The sequence below is a fragment of the Castellaniella ginsengisoli genome (genome assembly GCF_040955415.1).
Lineage (GTDB): Bacteria > Pseudomonadota > Gammaproteobacteria > Burkholderiales > Burkholderiaceae_B > Castellaniella > Castellaniella ginsengisoli.
This window is the reverse complement of sequence record NZ_CP158257.1, coordinates 1,122,350-1,141,328: the sequence shown is the minus strand read 5'-3', so window position 1 is coordinate 1,141,328 and position 18,979 is coordinate 1,122,350. Positions and strand designations below refer to the sequence as shown.

19 protein-coding genes and 1 pseudogene are annotated in these 18,979 nt (G+C 62.2%); 11 read left to right on the top strand and 9 right to left on the bottom strand.

The features are described from left to right. Positions 1 to 363: 363 nt before the first annotated feature. Positions 364 to 570 (bottom strand): cold-shock protein, encoded by a 207-nt coding sequence (locus ABRZ00_RS05310; RefSeq protein ID WP_043679103.1) that lies wholly within the window; start codon positions 568 to 570, stop codon positions 364 to 366. Between the two features lie 262 nt (positions 571 to 832). On the opposite strand from ABRZ00_RS05310, the gene ABRZ00_RS05305 reads away from it, so the two are divergent. Continuing rightward, positions 833 to 2,026 (top strand): methionine aminotransferase, encoded by a 1,194-nt coding sequence (locus ABRZ00_RS05305; RefSeq protein WP_368642702.1) that lies wholly within the window; start codon positions 833 to 835, stop codon positions 2,024 to 2,026. Positions 2,027 to 2,286: 260 nt separating this feature from the next. Here the strand turns inward: ABRZ00_RS05305 and ABRZ00_RS05300 are convergent, their stop codons facing one another. Further along, positions 2,287 to 3,354 (bottom strand): metallophosphoesterase, encoded by a 1,068-nt coding sequence (locus ABRZ00_RS05300; protein WP_368642703.1) that lies wholly within the window; start codon positions 3,352 to 3,354, stop codon positions 2,287 to 2,289. A gap of 164 nt (positions 3,355 to 3,518) precedes the next feature. Here ABRZ00_RS05300 and ABRZ00_RS05295 point away from each other — a divergent pair, with 164 nt between their 5' ends. Then, on the top strand, positions 3,519 to 3,968 hold the full coding sequence (locus ABRZ00_RS05295) for a universal stress protein (RefSeq protein ID WP_368642704.1): 450 nt from the start codon (positions 3,519 to 3,521) through the stop codon (positions 3,966 to 3,968). An 8-nt stretch (positions 3,969 to 3,976) separates the two neighbouring features. Here ABRZ00_RS05295 and ABRZ00_RS05290 read toward each other — a convergent pair whose 3' ends face one another. The 4 genes from ABRZ00_RS05290 to dnaA form a co-directional block, all read right to left on the bottom strand. Then, the gene (locus ABRZ00_RS05290) at positions 3,977 to 4,585 is read right to left on the bottom strand and encodes a PIN domain-containing protein (RefSeq protein WP_368647858.1); all 609 of its coding nucleotides are present in this window, start codon (positions 4,583 to 4,585) and stop codon (positions 3,977 to 3,979) included. 125 nt (positions 4,586 to 4,710) lie between these two features. Continuing rightward, positions 4,711 to 7,164: a DNA topoisomerase (ATP-hydrolyzing) subunit B gene (gyrB, locus tag ABRZ00_RS05285; RefSeq protein ID WP_368642706.1), complete on the bottom strand. Its 2,454-nt coding sequence runs from the start codon at positions 7,162 to 7,164 to the stop codon at positions 4,711 to 4,713. 49 nt (positions 7,165 to 7,213) lie between these two features. Further along, the gene (gene dnaN, locus ABRZ00_RS05280; protein WP_343835954.1) at positions 7,214 to 8,326 is read right to left on the bottom strand and encodes a DNA polymerase III subunit beta; all 1,113 of its coding nucleotides are present in this window, start codon (positions 8,324 to 8,326) and stop codon (positions 7,214 to 7,216) included. 4 nt (positions 8,327 to 8,330) lie between these two features. Further along, positions 8,331 to 9,746 carry a chromosomal replication initiator protein DnaA gene (gene dnaA, locus ABRZ00_RS05275; RefSeq protein ID WP_368642707.1) on the bottom strand — a complete coding sequence of 472 codons (1,416 nt, stop codon included), beginning with the start codon at positions 9,744 to 9,746 and terminating at the stop codon, positions 8,331 to 8,333. Between the two features lie 258 nt (positions 9,747 to 10,004). Between dnaA and rpmH the strand changes: the two genes are divergently transcribed. The 9 genes from rpmH to rhuM all read left to right on the top strand — a co-directional run bounded on the left by rpmH (position 10,005) and on the right by rhuM (position 16,944). Further along, the gene (gene rpmH, locus ABRZ00_RS05270) at positions 10,005 to 10,139 is read left to right on the top strand and encodes a 50S ribosomal protein L34 (protein WP_043679136.1); all 135 of its coding nucleotides are present in this window, start codon (positions 10,005 to 10,007) and stop codon (positions 10,137 to 10,139) included. Between the two features lie 50 nt (positions 10,140 to 10,189). Beyond that, the gene (locus ABRZ00_RS05265; protein WP_368642708.1) at positions 10,190 to 10,546 is read left to right on the top strand and encodes a ribonuclease P protein component; all 357 of its coding nucleotides are present in this window, start codon (positions 10,190 to 10,192) and stop codon (positions 10,544 to 10,546) included. Continuing rightward, on the top strand, positions 10,543 to 10,779 hold the full coding sequence (gene yidD / locus ABRZ00_RS05260; protein ID WP_343837395.1) for a membrane protein insertion efficiency factor YidD: 237 nt from the start codon (positions 10,543 to 10,545) through the stop codon (positions 10,777 to 10,779). Before ABRZ00_RS05265 ends, yidD begins: the two co-directional genes overlap by 4 nt. 91 nt (positions 10,780 to 10,870) lie before the next feature. Next, positions 10,871 to 12,541: a membrane protein insertase YidC gene (gene yidC, locus ABRZ00_RS05255; protein WP_368647857.1), complete on the top strand. Its 1,671-nt coding sequence runs from the start codon at positions 10,871 to 10,873 to the stop codon at positions 12,539 to 12,541. An 83-nt stretch (positions 12,542 to 12,624) separates the two neighbouring features. Further along, complete coding sequence (gene mnmE / locus ABRZ00_RS05250) at positions 12,625 to 14,052, top strand: tRNA uridine-5-carboxymethylaminomethyl(34) synthesis GTPase MnmE (RefSeq protein WP_368642710.1); 1,428 nt, start codon at positions 12,625 to 12,627, stop codon at positions 14,050 to 14,052. Between the two features lie 182 nt (positions 14,053 to 14,234). Next, positions 14,235 to 14,567, top strand: a complete 333-nt coding sequence (locus tag ABRZ00_RS05245; protein WP_368642711.1) for an Arm DNA-binding domain-containing protein — start codon at positions 14,235 to 14,237, stop codon at positions 14,565 to 14,567. Further along, positions 14,560 to 15,063: a virulence RhuM family protein gene (locus ABRZ00_RS05240; protein WP_368642712.1), complete on the top strand. Its 504-nt coding sequence runs from the start codon at positions 14,560 to 14,562 to the stop codon at positions 15,061 to 15,063. The genes ABRZ00_RS05245 and ABRZ00_RS05240 overlap by 8 nt, the downstream gene beginning before the upstream one ends. 20 nt (positions 15,064 to 15,083) lie before the next feature. Continuing rightward, positions 15,084 to 16,334, top strand: a complete 1,251-nt coding sequence (locus ABRZ00_RS05235) for an IS256 family transposase (protein ID WP_368641258.1) — start codon at positions 15,084 to 15,086, stop codon at positions 16,332 to 16,334. Further along, positions 16,303 to 16,944, top strand: a complete 642-nt coding sequence (gene rhuM / locus ABRZ00_RS05230) for a RhuM family protein (RefSeq protein WP_368647856.1) — start codon at positions 16,303 to 16,305, stop codon at positions 16,942 to 16,944. Before ABRZ00_RS05235 ends, rhuM begins: the two co-directional genes overlap by 32 nt. Before the next feature lie 57 nt (positions 16,945 to 17,001). Here the strand turns inward: rhuM and ABRZ00_RS05225 are convergent. From ABRZ00_RS05225 to ABRZ00_RS05215, 3 genes and pseudogenes are all read right to left on the bottom strand, one after another. Then, positions 17,002 to 17,205 (bottom strand): annotated as a pseudogene (locus ABRZ00_RS05225) (IS3 family transposase); the annotation flags it as partial. A gap of 291 nt (positions 17,206 to 17,496) precedes the next feature. Next, positions 17,497 to 17,793, bottom strand: a complete 297-nt coding sequence (locus tag ABRZ00_RS05220) for an antibiotic biosynthesis monooxygenase (RefSeq protein ID WP_368639930.1) — start codon at positions 17,791 to 17,793, stop codon at positions 17,497 to 17,499. A gap of 58 nt (positions 17,794 to 17,851) precedes the next feature. Next, complete coding sequence (locus ABRZ00_RS05215; RefSeq protein ID WP_368642713.1) at positions 17,852 to 18,961, bottom strand: NAD(P)/FAD-dependent oxidoreductase; 1,110 nt, start codon at positions 18,959 to 18,961, stop codon at positions 17,852 to 17,854. Between the last annotated feature and the right edge of the window lie 18 nt (positions 18,962 to 18,979).

Sequence of the window (18,979 nt, the reverse complement as noted above, 5' to 3'; positions counted from 1 at the left end):
ACACAACAAAATCAGTTAGTTCAAACCTTAGCCAAGCTGATCGGAAGGACCTCTCGTTGATTCATCAACCAATCGTTCGAGAGATTTTCAGAGATTATCTTCCGAATTGATAACCAGTCGATTGATCGAGACGTCAATTTCTACGGGCGAAACACACCTTCAATCAAATGATTCGTTTCATCGAATTCGTCCTGGATGTTCCACGTGAAACACATTAAGTTTATGAAAAACAATATGTGGATAAAACTGTGGACAAACCCTGAACAACAAGGGTACAAGTTTTCAAGTCTCAGAATTTTCAGATCAATACCCGGGCATAAAAAAGGCACTCCGAAGAGTGCCTTTCAGAAAACCAAACGCTGATTACAGCGGGCGGATTTCAGCAGCCTGGGGGCCCTTGGGGCCATCCTTGACTTCGTACTGCACGGCTTGGCCTTCGTTCAGGCTGCGGTAGCCGCGACCTTCAATGGCGGAGAAGTGCGCAAACACGTCGGTGCCACCGGCATCCGGCGTGATGAAGCCGAAGCCTTTCTCAGCGTTGAACCATTTGACTTTGCCCGTTTGAGCCATGATCTGAAACGTCCTAAATGAATGAAAGAAAACAATGAATCAAGAACGCTGAAACGAAACAGATCGTGCCGGAGTAGCTCAGAGCAACAGGGCATGCCGTGTGCGAGACGTGCGTACTGCTAGATTGCATTGCAACAGGGAGCATAACTACGCAATATGAAAAGTCAAATCATAGTTTTCCCTTAGGCGCGATTGTATCCGCAACTGAACGCGCCGTGCTCAAAAACGAATCCTAAAACCAACAGAAATCAAACAAACTCCTATGTCAAAACCTCTGCCTTCAAAACTGCCTCACGTTGGAACAACCATCTTTACTGAAATGAGTGCCTTAGCGCAGCAATGCCAAGCCATCAACCTGGGACAAGGATTTCCGGACTACCCGCCGCCCGATGCCTTGATCCAAGCAGTGAGCGATGCCATGAGGCAAGGGCACAACCAATACGCCCCTATGGCAGGAATGCCGGTGTTGCGGGAGGCCATCGCATCCAAGGTTCAGACGCAACACGGGCAGGTCTATGAAAGCCGTTCGGAAATCACTGTGACAGCGGGCGCCACGGAAGCTTTGATGAGCAGCTTCCTGGCTCTGGCTCATCCAGGGGATGAAATTCTGCTGATCGACCCTGCCTACGATCTGTACGCCCCATCGATCCGCTTGGCGGGGGCCAGCGCAGTGCGCATACCCATGCAGGCACCTGAAACAAACCGTCCCGCGTTCCGACTGGATTGGAATCGTGTCGAAAACGCCATTACGTCAAAGACACGGATGTTGGTTTTGAACTTCCCGCACAACCCGACCGGACTGACACTCAAGCCTGAGGATCTGGACGCTCTGGAAACGATACTTTCAAAACACCCCATTTTGCTGCTATCGGACGAAGCCTATGAGCACATTGTCTTCGACGGGCAGGCCCACTTGAGCCCCGTAACCCGTCCTTCATTGGCAGATCGCACGATTCTGATCTCTTCGTTCGGAAAAACATTTCATGCCACTGGATGGAAAGTGGGGTATTGCTGCGCGCCCGCGGACATTACGGCGGAAATCCGGAAGGTCCATCAGTTCACCGTCTTTTCGGTGAGTACGCCCATGCAGGCCGGCATCGCCCGGCATCTGCGCGAGTCCGACACTCTTTCTGAATTATCCGGGTTCTATCAGAAAAAACGGGATCGTTTGGTTTCCGGACTGCAGAAAACCGTGTTGCGACCGCTGTATTGCGAAGGCACGTTTTTCTTGCTGGTGGACACGCAGGCACTCGGGCCAGGCCTGGAGAAAGAACTGGCGGTCCGCCTGACACGCGATGTGGGTGTAGCCAGTATTCCTGTGTCTGCTTTTTATGCGGAGCCTGGCAACCCGAAGTCGAATCACGGCTTGTTGCGCTTATGTTTTGCAAAACTGGATGCCACCCTGGACCAGGCGTTGGAACGATTGCATTCCATCCGCTCCGGTCTGGCTGGCTGAGTTCTTTATGTTTTACTTCTTTCTTTTATATAAAACTGGTAAGGATAATGGGTGCCTGTGGATAACTCGGATAACTCAGTAATACTATTTAAATCAATGAGTTATGGTGCTTTCTCTTGTGCAGGTCCTTGTGCGTGGCTCAGGCATGCTTTGGGGATGGTTTCGGGACTCCGGCAAAGAGGCGGGCTTATGAACAGCTTGTCAGCAGGATGGGCACACCACGGCGGCTCTAGACTTATCCACAGGCGGGGTTCGGGGAATCAGGCGACACCGGCCGTATCGAGTGTCGGAATCCGGGCACCGTCGTCGAATACCAGAATGCGTTCGGGCCATAGCATGGCGGCCAGCCGGTAACGGTTTTCGGCGTTTTTTTCCGGGAATTTGCGGGTTCGCCAGCGTGCACCGACCGAATAGTCGATGCAGAATGCCTGCCGATGCCGCCCGTGCCAGGCAACAGGGGCAACCCCTTCGAAGAGTCTTCCGTAGCGCCAGGATGTGCTCGGCTTCGGAGGTTCGAACAGACGCCAGTAGTGGCCGATCAACACGGGAGTCGGGTCGTCGTCCTGGTCCCACCAGGCCGTGCGATCGGAGTAGCGCCAGCGATTGCCCGAGAAGAAAGGTTGCGGGCTGCGGGCCTCGATGCCGGAGGTCAATCGCTTGATAGGGTTCAGCCGTTGTTCGAGCGATTCGTAATCCGCCACGGCATCCAGGTAGGGCGGAGGATCATTGGGATCTTCGAGCTGCTTTCCCCAGCGGTCGAGTTCGCCGCGGTAGCGGGCATGCAGATCATCGGTCTTGGCCGCCTGAATCAGGTTCAATTCCTGTTCGCGGATCAGTTCCAGGATGTTGCCCAGCGGGAAACCGGCAATGGTCTGGATGGAAGCGGGGTCCCAGGCAGCATGCACGATGCGCAACCCGGGCATGCGGATCGCCAGGGGCAGGCTGCACAAGAAGTCGCGGATTTCAGGCCGTTCACGAGCGGATGCGCGGGAAAACGGGGCATAAAAGGGAGTGTCCGAGCTTTCCCGGCTGTCGAAGAACCAGCCGGATCCGTCCTTGGCATCGTTGGCCAGCAGGTTGATTTCATGGTTGCCCAGGATGGCGAGTGCGCGGCCTTGTTCTACGAGTTCCCGCACCCGCCGGATGACGCCGACGCTGTCGGGCCCCCGGTCACACAGGTCGCCGATGAACACCATCAGACGGTCTCGCGTTTCCGGATTTTTCTGGAGGTGGTCCAGCAAGGCGTCGAGCGCCTGGCTTTCTCCGTGGATATCGCCGATGACGGTGAGGGGTTGTTCGTCCAGGGTGTGGAGCAGGGTCGGGTTCATCGTCCTATTGTCCTTCGGGAAAGGAATCAGGACAATGGATGATGATTGTTTGCGTCAGTTCAAGGTTTTTTCCGGTCCGTCCGTGTGCCGGGCCCTGGCATGCGGTAGAGTTGCATCGAGGCGTACAAGCGTCCGCGTTCTCGTTCTGAATCACAGGAGCTCATATGGCGAAGGATATTGTGCTGGCGACGGATGGTTCCGCGTACAGCCTTCAGGCTGCCCGCTATATTGCAGAGTCCGGGCTGCTTCCCGAGGGCGGGGTCGTGCGGATCCTGCATGTGGCGGCCAGCCTGCCGGCCCAGGTGGGCCGATTCGTGGATGCCTTGTCGATTCAGGGCTGGTACAAGGAGGAATCCGCCAAGGTTCTGGAACCGACGGCCGAGATTCTTCAGAAGGCGGGCATACCGCACGAAACCGAATCCAGGGTGGGTTTTGCGCCTCAGGAAATCACCCGCTATGCGGAAGAGGTCGATGCGCACATGATTGTGATGGGCGCGCACGGACGGGGCGTGCTGCTGGACGCCGTGATCGGGTCGGTGGCCGGACGGGTGCTGGCCTTGACGCAGCGGCCGGTGTTGCTGATCCAGCATCCCGAAGACGTTTCAGGCGGGTAATCCGGTTTTCACTCGGGCGTTGTGACGGGCGCTTTGCTCAACAGACGTTCGAGGCGATGCAACCGCTCGCGTTGCAAGGTATCGGCCAGTGGTTCGGGAGCGCGGCCCAGCACGACAGAGTCGACGGCCACAGCCTGCACAGCGGCTTGCAGACGCGATGATCCCGCTCGCCACCAGTCGGCCAGCAATTGGTCGGGGGAATGCACATCCAGCCCCTGGCGCCGCAGTTCGGATCGGTTGAAATCCTTCAGATTCCAGGTCATCACCCGCACGGCGGGGGGACGCTGCAGGCCGCAGCGCGCCCGCCGCGCCAGGCCGGCCGCAATCACGTGGAAGTCTTTCGGATCGCTGTAGCGCAATCCGATTTCGTAGGGGGTGGTGTTGGTCTCCATTGCGCTGGGAAAGCGCTGGTTCATGGCATCCCATTGCGCCACCAGCTTTTCAGGCGGAATCTGCCACAAGCGTGCCGCGTTGCGGCGCCATTCCCCGCCGATGCGTTCGGTCCAGATCGGCTGGAATACGCCCAGGTCGGCCACGCGCAGCAGCAGTTGACGCTGCAGCGTGGACATCAACACGCAGGCATCCAGGACGACGAAGGGACGGTCGGGGTGGAACATGGGGCGCCGCAAGGAGGAGGATACTGTATTCCGTAAAAATGACCGCTGATCAGGCGGTCATTTTCTAGGGGAAGCGACGGGCCAACTTTCCGTGAAACTTGGCCGTTTTTCAGGAATCGACAGGATCACACGTCGATATTGCCGGCCTGCAAGGCGTGGGTCTCGATGAAGGCGCGGCGCGGTTCGACGTTGTCACCCATCAGGGTGACGAAGATTTCGTCGGCGGCGATGGCGTCTTCGATCTGCACGCGCAGCAGGCGGCGCGCGGCCGGGTTCATGGTGGTTTCCCAGAGTTGCTCCGGATTCATTTCACCCAGGCCCTTGTAGCGCTGCTTGCTGATGCCGCGTTCGGCTTCGGTGCGCAGCCACTGCATGACTTCACGGAAATCGGCAACGGGTTTTTCCTTGAGCTTGTCGCCCGAGCCCCGGCGCACGACGGCGCCTTCTCCCAAGAGCCCGAGGAAAGTCTTGGCGGTGCGGGACAGGATGGCGTAGTCGCCGCCACGGACGAAGTGACGGTCGAATAGACTGACGCGCAGGTTGCCGAAGTGCGGGCGGATGACGGCCAGGCGCCAGGCTTCCTCGATGTCGTCGTATTGGGCCTCGACGTGCACGCCGTGCGGATCGGCCGGATCGTGCAAGGCCTGTTCCAGAGAGGCGGCGCTGGCCCGCGCAGCGTTTTCGTCGATCAGGCTGATCTGTACGCCTTCGGCCATGGCGGAAAGGGCTTCGGCATCCAGTGTGCGCGACAAGCGGGCGATGACCGAGTCGGCGGTGACGTACTGGCGGGCCAGGTCCATCAGGGCCTCTTCGGTGATCGGCGCGGCGCCGGCGCGGGGAACGAGTTCGGTATCCTTGAGCGCCAGTTGCAGCATGAACTGGGCCTCCTCGGCGTCGTCCTTCAGGTAGCGCTCTTCACGGCCGACCTTGACCTTGTAGAGTGGCGGCTGGGCGATGTAGACGTAACCGTGCTCGATCAGCGCCGGCATCTGGCGGTAAAGCAGGGTCAGCAGCAGCGTGCGGATGTGGGCGCCGTCCACGTCCGCGTCGGTCATGATGATGATGCGGTGGTAGCGCAGCTTGTCGATGTTGAAATCCGGCCCGATGCTGGTGCCCAGGGCCGTGATCAGGGTGGTGATCTGCTCGCTGGCCAGCAGCCGGTCGAAGCGGGCCTTTTCGACGTTCAGGACCTTGCCGCGCAATGGCAGGATGGCCTGGAACTTGCGGTCGCGGCCCTGCTTGGCCGAGCCGCCCGCCGAGTCGCCCTCGACGATGTAGAGTTCGCACAAGGCAGGGTCTTTTTCCTGGCAGTCGGCCAGTTTACCGGGCAGGCCGGCGCCTTCCAGGACGCTTTTGCGGCGGGTCATCTCGCGGGCCTTGCGGGCGGCCTCGCGGGCGCGCGCGGCTTCGACGATCTTGGCGCACAGCGCGCGGGCGTCGTTGGGGTTTTCGAGCAGCCAGGTCTCCAGGGTGCGGCCAACGGCTTCCTCGACGGCCGGGCGGACTTCGCTGGAAACGAGCTTGTCCTTGGTCTGGCTGCTGAATTTGGGTTCGGGCACCTTGACCGACAGCACGCAGGCCAGGCCTTCGCGCATGTCGTCGCCCGAGGTGTCGACCTTGGCTTTCTTGGCCAGTTCGTTGTCGGCGATGTATTTGTTCAGCACCCGGGTCATGGCGGCGCGCAGGCCGGTCAGGTGAGTGCCGCCGTCGCGCTGCGGGATGTTGTTGGTGAAGCACAGAACGGTTTCAGCGTAGCTGTCGTTCCATTGCATGGCGACCTCGACGCCCACGCGCACGCCGCCGGCCTCGGATTCCGTGCTGACGGCAAAAATGTTGTCGTGCAAGGCGGTCTTGGCGCGGTTGATGTATTGCACGAAACCCTTGACCCCGCCGAGGAAGGCCAGGTTCTCGTCCTGGCCGGTGCGTTCGTCCACCAGGCGGATCTTCACGCCGTTGTTCAGGAAGGACAGCTCGCGCAGCCGGCGCGCCAGGATTTCGTAGGTGTAGTCGATGTTGTTGAAGATTTCGGAGTCGGCCAGGTACTGGACCCGGGTGCCGGTGCGCTCGGTCGCGCCGGTGACGGCCAGCGGTTCGACGCGTTCGCCGCGCCGGAATTCCATCTGGTGTTCCTGGCCGTTGCGCCAGATCGTCAGGCGCAGCCATTCGGAGAGGGCATTGACGCAGGAGACGCCCACGCCGTGCAGGCCGCCGGAGACCTTGTAGGAGTTCTGGTCGAATTTCCCGCCCGCATGCAGCTCGGTCATGACGATTTCCGCCGCGCTGCGGTGATGCTCGTCGTCCTTGTGGATCGCGGTGGGGATGCCGCGGCCGTTATCCATGACGGAAATGCTGTTGTCCGCGTGGATGGTCACGACGATGTCGTCGCAATAGCCCGCCAGGGCCTCGTCGATGGCGTTGTCCACGACCTCGAAGACCATGTGGTGCAGGCCGGTGCCGTCGGACGTGTCGCCGATGTACATGCCCGGGCGCTTGCGCACGGCTTCCAGGCCCTTGAGCATCTTGATCGAATCGGCGCCGTAACCGGCGGCCGGAGAATTCTGAGGGGTGAGGTCTGACATGAAAATCCTGTGGTTGAGTCCGTCGGCCGGGCGCAGGCCCGAAGGCTGTTCAGATGCGCATCGGCATGACGACGTACTTGAATTCCTCGTCGTTGGGCAAGGTAATCAGCACGGAAGCGTTGGCGTCGGGCTGGACGGACCAGCGCACGGTGTCGGTCTTGATGTTGGTCAGCACATCGAGCAGGTAGCTGACGTTGAAGGCGACGTCCAGCGGTTCCTGGGCGTAATCGACTTCGAGCTCTTCGCGGGCCTCTTCTTGCTCGGCGTTCGAGGAAGACAGGCGCAGCAGGTTGTCTCCCAGTTGCAGGCGCACGCCCTTGAGCTTGTCGGTCGTCAGGATGGCGGTGCGTTGCAGGGACGCCTGGAGATGATCGCGGGCGATGTCGAAGTGCCGGGTATAGCCGGAGGGGATGACGCGGCGATAGTCGGGGAACTTGCCCTCGACGAGCTTGGAGACGACCTCGATATCGTCGAAGCGGAAGCGGATCTGGCCGGCGGCGACGTCGATCCGCACGGCGGCCTGCTCGTCGTCGGACAGCAGGCGCTGCATTTCGTGGATGGTCTTGCGCGGGATGATCACGTCCAGGGTGGATGCCTGGTCTTCGACCGCGATGCCGCTGTGGGCCAGGCGGTGGCCGTCGGTGGCCACGGCCCGCACGCACCCGGGCTCGAGCACCAGCAGCAGGCCGTTCAGGTAATAGCGGATGTCCTGCTGGGCCATGGCGAAGTGGACCTGGTTGAACAGGCTCTTCAGCGCTTTCTGGGGCATGGAGAAGGACGCCGCCCATTGGTCGGACTGAGTGACCGTGGGGTAGTCGGCCGCGTCCAGGGTCTGCAGCGCGAAACGGCTGCGGCCGGCCTGGACGGTGAGCTTGGATTCATCCAGGGACAGCCGGACGTCGCCCGACTCGGGCAGGGCGCGCAGGATGTCGAGCAGCTTGCGGGCGGCGACCGTGGTGGCCTGCGCCTCGTCGCCCACGCCGAAATCCGCGCGGGTGGTGATCTGGACTTCCAGGTCGTTGGCGAGGAATTCGAGCTGGCTGCCTTGTTTGCGGATCAGCACGTTGGCCAGGATCGGCAGCGTATTGCGCCGCTCGACGATCCCCACCACCATCGTCAGGGGCTTGAGCACGGCATCGCGGGTCGCTTGAATGAGTTGCATCTTCTTATCCTTTGAGGGTTTGCTCGAGTACGTGGAGTGCGTGATTCAGCTCGGTCTGCTTGGCGCGCAGGTCAGTGATCTTGCGCACCGCGTGCAGCACGGTGGTGTGATCGCGTCCGCCGAACAGGTCGCCGATTTCCGGCAGGCTCTTCTGGGTCAGTTCCTTGGCCAGATACATGGCAATCTGCCGGGGCAGGGCGATGCTTGCGGGCCGACGCTTGGAATACATGTCGGCGACCTTGATTTTATAGAAATCGGCCACGGTCTTTTGGATGTTCTCCACCGTGATCTGGCTGTTGGACACCGATAGCAGGTCTTTCAGGGCTTCTTTGCAGACTTCGACGGTGAGTACGTCGCGGCCATGGAAATTGGCGTAGGCTGACACCTTGCGCAAGGCGCCCTCGAGTTCGCGCACGTTGCTGCGCAGGTGCTTGGCGATGAAGAAGGCGACTTCCTCGGGCATGACGATGCGTTCGGCCTGGGCCTTGCGCAGCAGGATGGCCACGCGCATCTCGAGCTCGGGCGGCTCGATGGCCACGGTCAGGCCCCAGTCGAAGCGCGAGATCAGGCGGTTGTCGATGTTCGACAGTTCTTTTGGGTAGGTGTCCGAGGTGATGATGATCTGCTTGCGCTGGGCCACCATGGCCTCGAACGCGTAGAAGAACTCTTCCTGGGTACGGTTCTTGCCGGCGAAGAACTGGATGTCGTCGATCAGCAGCAAGTCCAGCGAGTGGTAATAGCGCTTGAAGTCGTCGAAGGCCCGGCGGTGATAGGCCTTGACCACGTCGGAGATGTATTGGTCGGCGTGGACGTAGCGGACCCGGGTGCTGGCGCCGCTGGCGAGCAGGGCGTTGCCGATGGCGTGGATCAGGTGGGTCTTGCCCAGGCCGACGCCGCCGTACAGGAACAGCGGGTTGTAGGATACGCCGGGATTCTCGGCGACCTGCATGGCGGCTGCGCGGGCCAGTTGGTTGGCTTTGCCGATGACGAAGTTGTCGAAGGTCAGATCCCGGTTGAGGCGGGAGTGATCCTGGATGGATTCGTCGGTGGCGGCCTGAACGGGGGCCGGCTGGGCGGCCGCGGCGGGCGCCGCCGCGGCGACGGCGTCGGCCGCCCGAACCGGGGCGGCCGGCTGCGCGGACCGGGCGGCGGGGGCGGGCGTCGTCCGGCCGGCCGGGGCCGACAGCTCGAACTGTACTTGCACCGCCTGGGAATACCAGTCGGAGGCCATGGATTCCAGGCGGGTGGAGAAATTCTTGCGGACCCAATCGAGCTTGAAGCGGTTGGGCGCACCGATTCTCAGGACCGCGAGTTCCTCGTCGTAGTCGAGAGGCACCAGGGGCCGGATCCAGGCATTGATCTGTTGTGGGGGGAGTTCCTGTTCCAGCCTCTGGACGCAGGTCTGCCAGAATTCATTCATAGGGGTCATCGTGCTAAACCTCGATTCTACCCTTTCCCGATCGAAGTTATCCACAGCCTGGCGGGGCCGGGGCTCCCCGGCGAGGGCCGGAATGCCTACAAGTGATTGACACGAGGCCGTAAATTTGCTGAAATACAGGGCTTTTCTATGCCGTAGGCAAATTGCGCCTGCCGGTTATTTCCCGGGATGCGGTCCCGGGCCCATTCCGGGTTGTTTATCCCAAGCGGGCCATTTGCCCCGAGCTCTTTTGGATCCACCATGAAACGCACTTTCCAGCCTTCCGTTACCCGTCGCAAGCGCACCCATGGGTTTCGCGTGCGCATGAAGACCCGTGCCGGCCGCGCTGTCCTGAGCGCCCGCCGCGCCAAGGGCCGCAAGCGCCTGGCCGTCTGATTGGCCCTTCGGGGCCCGGCGCGTCTGGCGCGGCCCCCGAAATGATCGCCATGCCTACCGCTTTTCCTCCGGCGGCCCGGCTGCATCGCCCCTCGGAATACGCGGCTGCCCTCAAGGGGCGGCGTATCGCCCGAGGGGCTTTGTTCGTTGTGTCCGGGCCGCGCGAACCGGCGGCCGGCCCAGCCCGGCTGGGCCTGGTGGTGCCCAAGCGCCATGCGCCCCTGGCGGTGACCCGCAATGCCATCAAGCGCGTCCTGCGGGAAGCCTTCCGCTTGCGCCGGGGCGCGCTGCCCGACGGAGACTTGGTCTTTCGCCTGGTGAACCGCCCGCCCGCCCTCAGCCTGACCGCGCTGAAACGCCAGGTCCGGACCGAGGCCGACGCGCTTCTCGCACGGATCGCACCATGATGCGCGCGCTGTTCATCGCCCCGATCCGCTTCTACCGTTATTTTCTCAGCCCCTGGGTGGGGCAGCAGTGCCGCTTCACCCCGACGTGCTCGGCCTATGCGATCGAGGCCATCGAAACCCACGGGGTAGTGCGGGGATTGTGGCTGGGCACGCGGCGCATCGCCCGCTGCCATCCAGGCTGCCCGGGCGGACACGATCCGGTCCCGCCCGTGCGCGGCGCGAGTCATCCGTGATCCCGGTTGGCGGGGCCTTAGGGCCATCGTCAGGATTGCTACGTTAAACTGATGGGCTTTTGCCCCGTACCCATACGAAAAACAGGCGCCAATGGACATTCGACGCACCATCCTCTGGATGATCTTCTCTTTCGCACTGCTGCTGCTGTGGAACAACTGGCAGGTTTACCAGGGCCAGCCGTCGCTGTTTTCCCTGACGCCGCCCGCCGCGGAGCCGTCCAATCCCGGGGCGCCCGCCGCCGGACAGCCCGCCGGCGTGCCGACGGCGGCGGCCCAGCCCGGCACACCGGCGACGGTGCCGGGGGCATCCGCCGAGCCCGAAGGGCGCAAGGTCCATCTCAAGACCGACGCCTACGATCTGACGTTCGACACCACCGGCGCCCAACTGGTGCAGGCCCAGTTGCTGAAATACAAATCCCTGGATGGCGACGACGGCCCGATGTTCCTGCTGAACGACCAGCCGGGCGACACGTACGTCGCCCAGACCGGCGTGGTGGGCGCGCCGCAGGGCAGCGGGTATCCGACGCACCTGACGCCGTTCTCTCTGGTGACGCCGGAACCCGTGGTCAAGGGCGATACCCTGGAGATCGCCTTCGAGGCGACAGCCGGGCAGGTGCGGGTGGTCAAGACCTTCATCGTGCCGCGCGACGGCTATGACATCCGCGTACGCCACGACATCACCAACCTGGGCGACCAGCCGATCGATCCCTCGCTGTACCTCCAGTTGACGCGCGACGGCAACGACCCCCCGAACACCTCGGGCTTCTACAGCACCTTCACGGGCGCGGCGGTGTATTCGTCGGAAGAGAAATTCCAGAAGGTCCATTTCGACGACATCGCCAAGGGCAAGGGCGGCTACATCCAGCAGGCCGACAACGGCTGGATCGGCATCGTGCAGCATTATTTCGCCACCGCCTGGGTGCCGCCCCAGGGCACGGTGCGCACCAACCAGGCGCTGGCACTGGCCAATAACCTGTATGCCATCCGCACCATCGAGCCGGTCGGCACCATCGCCCCGGGCGCCCAGCGTTCGGTCGAGGCCGATCTGTGGGTGGGCCCGCAGGACCAGGAGGCCATGAGCGAGGTGGCCCCCGGCCTGGAACTGGTGGTGGACTACGGCTGGGTGACCATCATCGCCAAGCCCATGTTCCACTTCATGACCTGGCTGCACGCGCTGCTGGGCAACTGGGGCTGGACCATCGTGGTGCTGACGCTGCTGATCAAGCTGGTGTTCTACCCGCTGTCGGCCGCCAGCTACCGCTCGATGGCCAAGATGAAGCTGGTCACCCCGCGCATGCAGCACCTGAAGGAAAAATTCGGCGACGACAAGGCCAAGCTGAACGCCGCCATGATGGAGATGTACCGCACCGAGAAGATCAATCCGCTGGGCGGCTGCCTGCCGATGCTGGTGCAGATCCCGGTGTTCATCGCGCTGTACTGGGTGCTGCTGGGCAGCGTGGAAATGCGCGGAGCGCCCTGGATCCTGTGGATCCACGACCTGTCGGTGCGCGACCCCTGGTTCATCCTGCCGGCCATCATGATGGCGACCATGTTCCTGCAGATCAAGCTGAATCCGACGCCGCCGGATCCGACCCAGGCGAAGATCATGATGATCATGCCGCTGGTGTTCGGCGGGATGATGTTCCTGTTCCCGGCCGGCCTGGTGCTGTACTGGTGCGTGAACAACATCGTGTCCATCATCCAGCAGCGCGTCATCATGCTGCGGCTGGACCGCGAGAAGGCGGCCTCGGCGTCGAGCTGATGTAGACTGACTCCGCCTGCGCAACGGTGCTCCTCGGGGCACCGTTTTGCTTTTGTGAACCCGACAGCCGTTCCTGGTGACGCATGACCGCCTTTTCCACCGACCCCATCATTGCCATCGCCACGGCCCCCGGCCGGGGCGGGATCGGCGTGATCCGCGTGTCAGGCCCGGACCTGGGTGCCTGGGCCGAGAGGCTCTGCGCTCAGCCCCTGCGTCCCCGGCATGCCCATTACCTGCCGTTTCGCGACCGCCACGGCGAGACCCTGGACGAAGGCCTGGCGCTGTTCTTTCCCGGGCCGCATTCCTACACGGGAGAGGATGTGCTGGAATTGCAGGGCCACGGCGGCCCCGCCGTGCTGCGGCGCGTGCTGGAGGACTGTCTGGCGAGAGGCGCGGACATCGGCCTGCGCCTGGCGCAACCGGGCGAGTTCACGCAGCGCGCGTTCCTGAACGACCGTCTGGACCTGGCCCAGGCCGAGGCCGTGGCCGACCTGATCGAAGCCAGTTCCACAGCGGCGGCGCGCAGCGCCATGGCGTCCCTGTCGGGCGCGTTTTCCGCCGAGGTCGATGCGCTGAGCGAGCGTATTGTGCAACTGCGCATGCTGGTCGAAGCGACCCTGGATTTTCCGGAAGAAGAAATCGACTTTCTGGAAAAATACCAGGCCGCCGAGCGGCTGGGCGGGGTGACGGCGGCGCTGGATGGCGTTTTGCGCACCGCCCGCCAGGGCCTGGTGCTGAGGGAAGGGCTGCACGTGGTGCTGGCGGGCCAACCCAACGTGGGCAAGTCCAGCCTGCTGAATGCGCTGGCGGGCGAGGACATCGCCATCGTCACCCCGATTGCCGGCACCACGCGCGACCGCGTGGTGCAGCAGATCCACATCGAGGGCATCCCCCTGCACATCGTGGATACGGCCGGCCTGCGCGAGACCGAGGACACGGTCGAGCGCATCGGCATCGAACGTAGCTGGGCCGAGATTGCCCGCGCCCAGGTGATCCTGCACCTGCAGGATGCCCGGCACCCGGACGATCCGCTGGACGCGGACATTGTGCGGCGGCTGCCGGCGGGGGTGCCGGTGCTGCGGGTGTGGAACAAGGTGGATTTGCTGGGCGGCGTGGTGCCGGGCGAGGCTGGGCGGCATGCAGGCTGCACAGCGACGGCTGGCGCATCAAGCCCCGTCGTGGGGAAGGCGGCAAACGATGCCCCTTTGCTGATTTCCGCCCACACCGGCGCGGGCCTGGATGCGCTGCGCGACCGGTTGCTGGCCATCGCTGGCTGGACACCGGGGGCGGAGTCCCCCTGGCTGGCGCGCGAACGGCATGTGCGGGCGCTGGAGGCGGCGCGCGAACACCTGCGGGCCGCCGCCGGTCATGCGGCGCACAGCGATCAGGTGCTGGATCTGTTCGCCGAGGAATTGCGCCTGGCGCACGAGGCGCTGTGCGGGATCACGGGGCAGTTCACCAGCGATGATCTGCTGGGGGAGATTTTTTCCAGCTTCTGCATCGGGAAGTGAGGTGGGGTCCAGGGACGTTCATTGAAGTCTGCTCGCGTGCCTGAAACCCGCATAAATAATGAGTTTTTGTCTACTGGTTGATTCAGTGATACAGTCAAAGCCGTCGCTATTAGGGTCCATATATGGGTCCAATTTCACCGAATAGCCTGACTCTTGACTTTCATGGACCCAAAGGAGGGTCCATGTCTCTCACAGATACCGCGCTCAAGGCGCTCAAGCCCAAGGATGCCTCGTACATCGTCAGCGACGACCGCGGGTTGTACATTGAAGTGCTGCCGAGTGGCAGCATCGTCTGGCGTTATCGCTATCGGCTGGATGGCAAGCGCGAGAAGCTCACTCTGGGCAAGTACCCGGCCCTCACCCTGAAGAACGCGCGCCTGAAGCGGGATGAAGCGGCACATCTGGTAGCGCTGGGCCAGTCTCCTGCACAGAAAAAGCAACAGGAGAAAGTAGCTGGCGCAGAAGACGCCACCGTGGCCGACGTACAGACCCGTGGAGATACTTGGTATGAGTAACAAAAAATTGATCCGCAACAGCACCGCCGAGTTTCTGATCTTCACTGGCCAGGCCGGCGAACAGAGCATCGAAGCCCGCTATGAGGACGAAACCCTGTGGCTGTCGCAGAAGCTGATGGCTGAGCTGTTCGGGGTGGATGTGCGCACCGTCAGCGAACACCTGAAGAACATCTTTGTCAGCCAGGAACTGACCGCGGAGGCAGTTATCCGGAAATTCCGGATAACTGCCAGTGACGGCAAGAACTACCAGACCCAGTTCTACAACCTCGACGCCATCATCTCCGTCGGCTACCGGGTCAACTCCCTACGCGCAACGCAGTTCCGCCAGTGGGCGACCGGCGTCCTGCGTGAGTTCGCCATCAAGGGCTATGTGCTGGATCGTCTGCGCATGGAAAACGGCAGTTTCCTGGGTGAGGACTACTTCGAGCGGCTGCTGGCTGAAATCCGCGAGATCCGCCTCAGCGGGCCTGTCATTAATTTCGTGTTTGAGGCATAACATGACGCCAAGGAGTGTCTATGCCACGCAAACCAAGAACCCAGCCAGCCGCGCTGCCGACCATTGCTCCAGAGTTGCTGGAGTCGTTCGGTCACGGTCCGATGACGGCCGAAGCCATCAATGCCGCATCGCTGGCCTTCAAGAAGGCGCTGATCGAACGCGCCCTGGCCGGTGAGATGAACCATCACCTGGGCTATCCGGCCGGGGCAGCCAAGCCGGCAGCGGTCAGCAACCAGCGCAATGGCAAGGGCGCCAAGACCGTGCTGACCGAGGACGGCCCGATCCGCATCGAAGTGCCACGCGACCGCGATGGTAGCTTCGCCCCGCTGCTGATCCCCAAGCACGAACGCCGCTTCACGGGCTTTGACGACAAGATCGTCGCCATGTATGCCCGGGGGATGACGGTGCGCGAGATCCAGGGCTTTCTGCTGGAGCAGTACGCTACTGAGGTCTCACCAGACTTCATCAGCTCAGTCACCGATGAGGTGATGGCGGAGGTCACCGCCTGGCAAGCCAGGCCGCTCGAACCGATGTACCCGGTGGTGTTCTTCGATGCCCTGCGGGTCAAGATCCGCGAGGATGCGGTCGTGCGCAACAAGGCCGTCTACCTGGCCCTGGCGGTGCTGCCCGACGGCACCCGTGACATCCTGGGGCTGTGGATCGAAGGCACCGAAGGGGCCAAGTTCTGGATGAAGGTTTTCAACGATCTGAAGACTCGAGGCGTGTGCGACATCCTGATCGCCGTCACCGACGGCCTCAAAGGCATGCCCGAAGCGCTGGCAGCCGTCTTTCCAGCCACCACGCTACAAACCTGCATCGTTCACCTGATCCGCAACAGCCTGGACTATGCGAGCTGGAAGGACCGTAAGGCGCTGGCTGCCGCCATCCGACCGATCTATACCGCCGTCAGCGCCGAAGCTGCTCAGGCCGAACTTGAGGCCTTTGCAGACGGTCCCTGGGGGCAGAAATTCCCGACCGTCAGCGCGGCATGGCGCAATGCGTGGGACCGGGTGATTCCGTTTTTTGCCTTCCCGCCGGCCGTGCGCCGTGTGATCTACACCACCAACGCCATCGAGAACATCAATTCGCAACTGCGCAAGATCATCAAGACTCGGGGGCATTTCCCCAGCGATGATGCCGCCGCTAAACTGATCTGGCTGGCGCTGCGCAATATCACGGCAAAATGGAGCCGATCCGCGCATGACTGGAAGCAGGCCATGAACCAGTTCGCGATCCTCTATGAGGATCGATTCAGCCGTCTTTCCGTGTAGTGCTCAACCCGCTTCAAACACGGAATTTCTGACAACCCCGCCTCACGAGCGCCGCTTCTACCAGAAGATCACCGACATCTATGCTACCAGCGTGGACTACAACAAGGACGCACCGACCACCAAGGCCTTCTTCGCCAAAGTACAGAACAAACTGCACTACGCTATCCACGGCCATACTGCTGCAGAGTTGATCCGCAAGCGGGCCGATAGCAGCAAGCCACATATGGGGCTGACTTCCTGGGCGAACGCACCCGAAGGAAAGATTCTGAAAACCGACGTAGCCGTGGCCAAGAACTACCTGACCAAGGACGAGTTGGATTCGTTGGGCCGTATCGTCAACGCCTATCTGGAACTGGCCGAGGATCGTGCTCGCCGCAAGATTCCCATGAGCATGGAAGACTGGTCCAAGCGGCTGGACGCCTTCCTCGAATTTGATGAACGGGAAGTGCTACAGAACAGCGGCAAGATTTCTGCGAAACTTGCCCAGACGCATGCGGAAAGCGAATTTGAGAAATACAGAATTGTGCAGGATCGCCTGTTTGAAAGTGACTTCGACAAAGCAGTGAAAAAACTGGCAGCCGGTGAGCCGAACACCAGAGATGACGGATAGGTGTCAGCGTCGGTGTAATACTGACCCACCGGGGGCGCGGACATTTTGTTGGACTGATTATGCTGCAATTCCCAGGTGCTGACGGTACTCCACAGGGCTCATGCCGCCAAGCGAGAGCTTGATCCGATGCTGGTTATACCAGCGGATATAAGCATCGAGCGCCTGCATGAATTCCCCAATCGTCGCTTTAGTCCAGTCGCGGTGGTAGTACATCTCGGTTTTCAGTCGTCCGAAGAAGCCCTCGCAGGCTGCGTTATCCGGCTAACCCTTGCTCCGAAACTCTATCAGCCGCTGTCTACTTGACGGGGGAGCTTACGCACGTCCATCAAGAGACACGTATCGGTTTTGGGTCCAAGAATAGGTCCAAGTAGCTCAACGTCATCTTTAAATATTATTTAAAATCAGAAAGATACGACTCAATAAATCCTTCTGCATCGGGAAGTGAGATGAGGGCCAGGGACGTTGCTGCACGCGCAAAGCGGGTCTTCGGACCGGGGCGTTGGTGGTCTTTCCCTTTTTGGGTAGGGCCGTCGTCCCTTGATTGCCATTCCCTTATCCTTCCACCACCACCTCCGAATGCACCACCTCCGGCGCCTTTTCAAAGAACCCCCCGACCAGGCCGCGCCAGGCCTGGAAATCTGCCGACTGGCGGAAGTGGACCATGTGATCGTCCAGGGTTTCCCAGTACACCATCAGCACGTATTGCCCGGGCTGTTCGATGATGTGGTGCAGTTCGACGCGCTTGCAGCCCCGGGCGCGGTGAAAGAGCGGCAGCGCCTGGCGCACGCCGGCCTCGAAGTCGGCTTGGGTGCCGGGTTTCACGGTGATATGGGCCATCTCGCGGATCATGTCGGGTTCCTGTGAAGAAGGTGGGGGATATTGCCATGATTATGCACCGTGCCGCGCATCATGCCAGCCGTTGCGTGACCTCGTCGGCGATGGCCAGGCAGGCGGTCAACCCGGGGGATTCGATGCCGTACAGGTTGACCAGGCCGGGGACGCCATGCGCCCGGACGTCCTGGATGAGGAAGTCGGCGTCCTGGCCCGCGGGCACGATCAGCTTGGGGCGGATGCCGGCATAGTCGGGGTGCAGGGCGCCGTCGCGCAGGCCGGGCCAGTAGCGGCGGATCGCGGCGTAGAAGCCGTCGGCGCGGGCGGGATCCACGCGATAGTCGATGCCGTCGATCCATTCGACGTCGGGGCCGAAACGGGCTTGTCCGCCCAGGTCCAGAGTCAGGTGCACGCCCAGGCCGCCGGGCTCCGGGACGGGATAGATCAGGCGGGAAAACGGGGCCTTGCCCGACAATGCGTAGTAATTGCCCTTGGCGTAGCGGCCGGCGGGGATGCTGCCGGGCGGCAGGCCGTCGAGCGCGGCCGCGACGGCCTGGGCGTGCAGGCCGGCGCAGTTGACGACGCGGCGGGCGATGAGTTCCATGGGTTCGTCGCCGCCGATGCGCAGCAGGATGCCGCCGCCGTTTTTCAAGACCCGGCCGGACAGGGCGGGGGATCGCAGGGCCAGCAGGCCGCCGGCGGCTTCGAGATCGCCCTGCAGGGCGAGCATCAGGTTGTGGCTGTCGATGATGCCGGTGGAGGGCGATTCCAGCGCGGCCACGCAGCGTAGCGCGGGTTCCCGCGCCTGCGCCTGGGCGGCGTCCAGTTGGCGCAGGTCGCGCACGCCGTTGGCGTGAGCTGCGGCGGCGATGCGCCGCAGGGCGTCGATCTGGGCGTCGTCGGTGGCGACGATGAGCTTGCCGCAGCGCCGGTGGGCGATGCCATGAGAGGAGCAATAGTCGTACAGGGCCTGGCGGCCCTGGACGCACAGCCGGGCCTTGAGCGAGCCGCGCGGGTAGTAGAGGCCGGCGTGAATGACTTCGCTGTTGCGTGCGCTGGTGGCGGTGCCGATGGCCGCCTCGGCTTCGAGCGTCAGGGTTTCCAGGCCGGTCCGGGCGCAGGCGCGCGCCACGGCCAGCCCGACGACGCCGGCGCCGATGACGACGCAGTCGATGTGATCGGTCATGGTGGTGTTCTCCCGGAT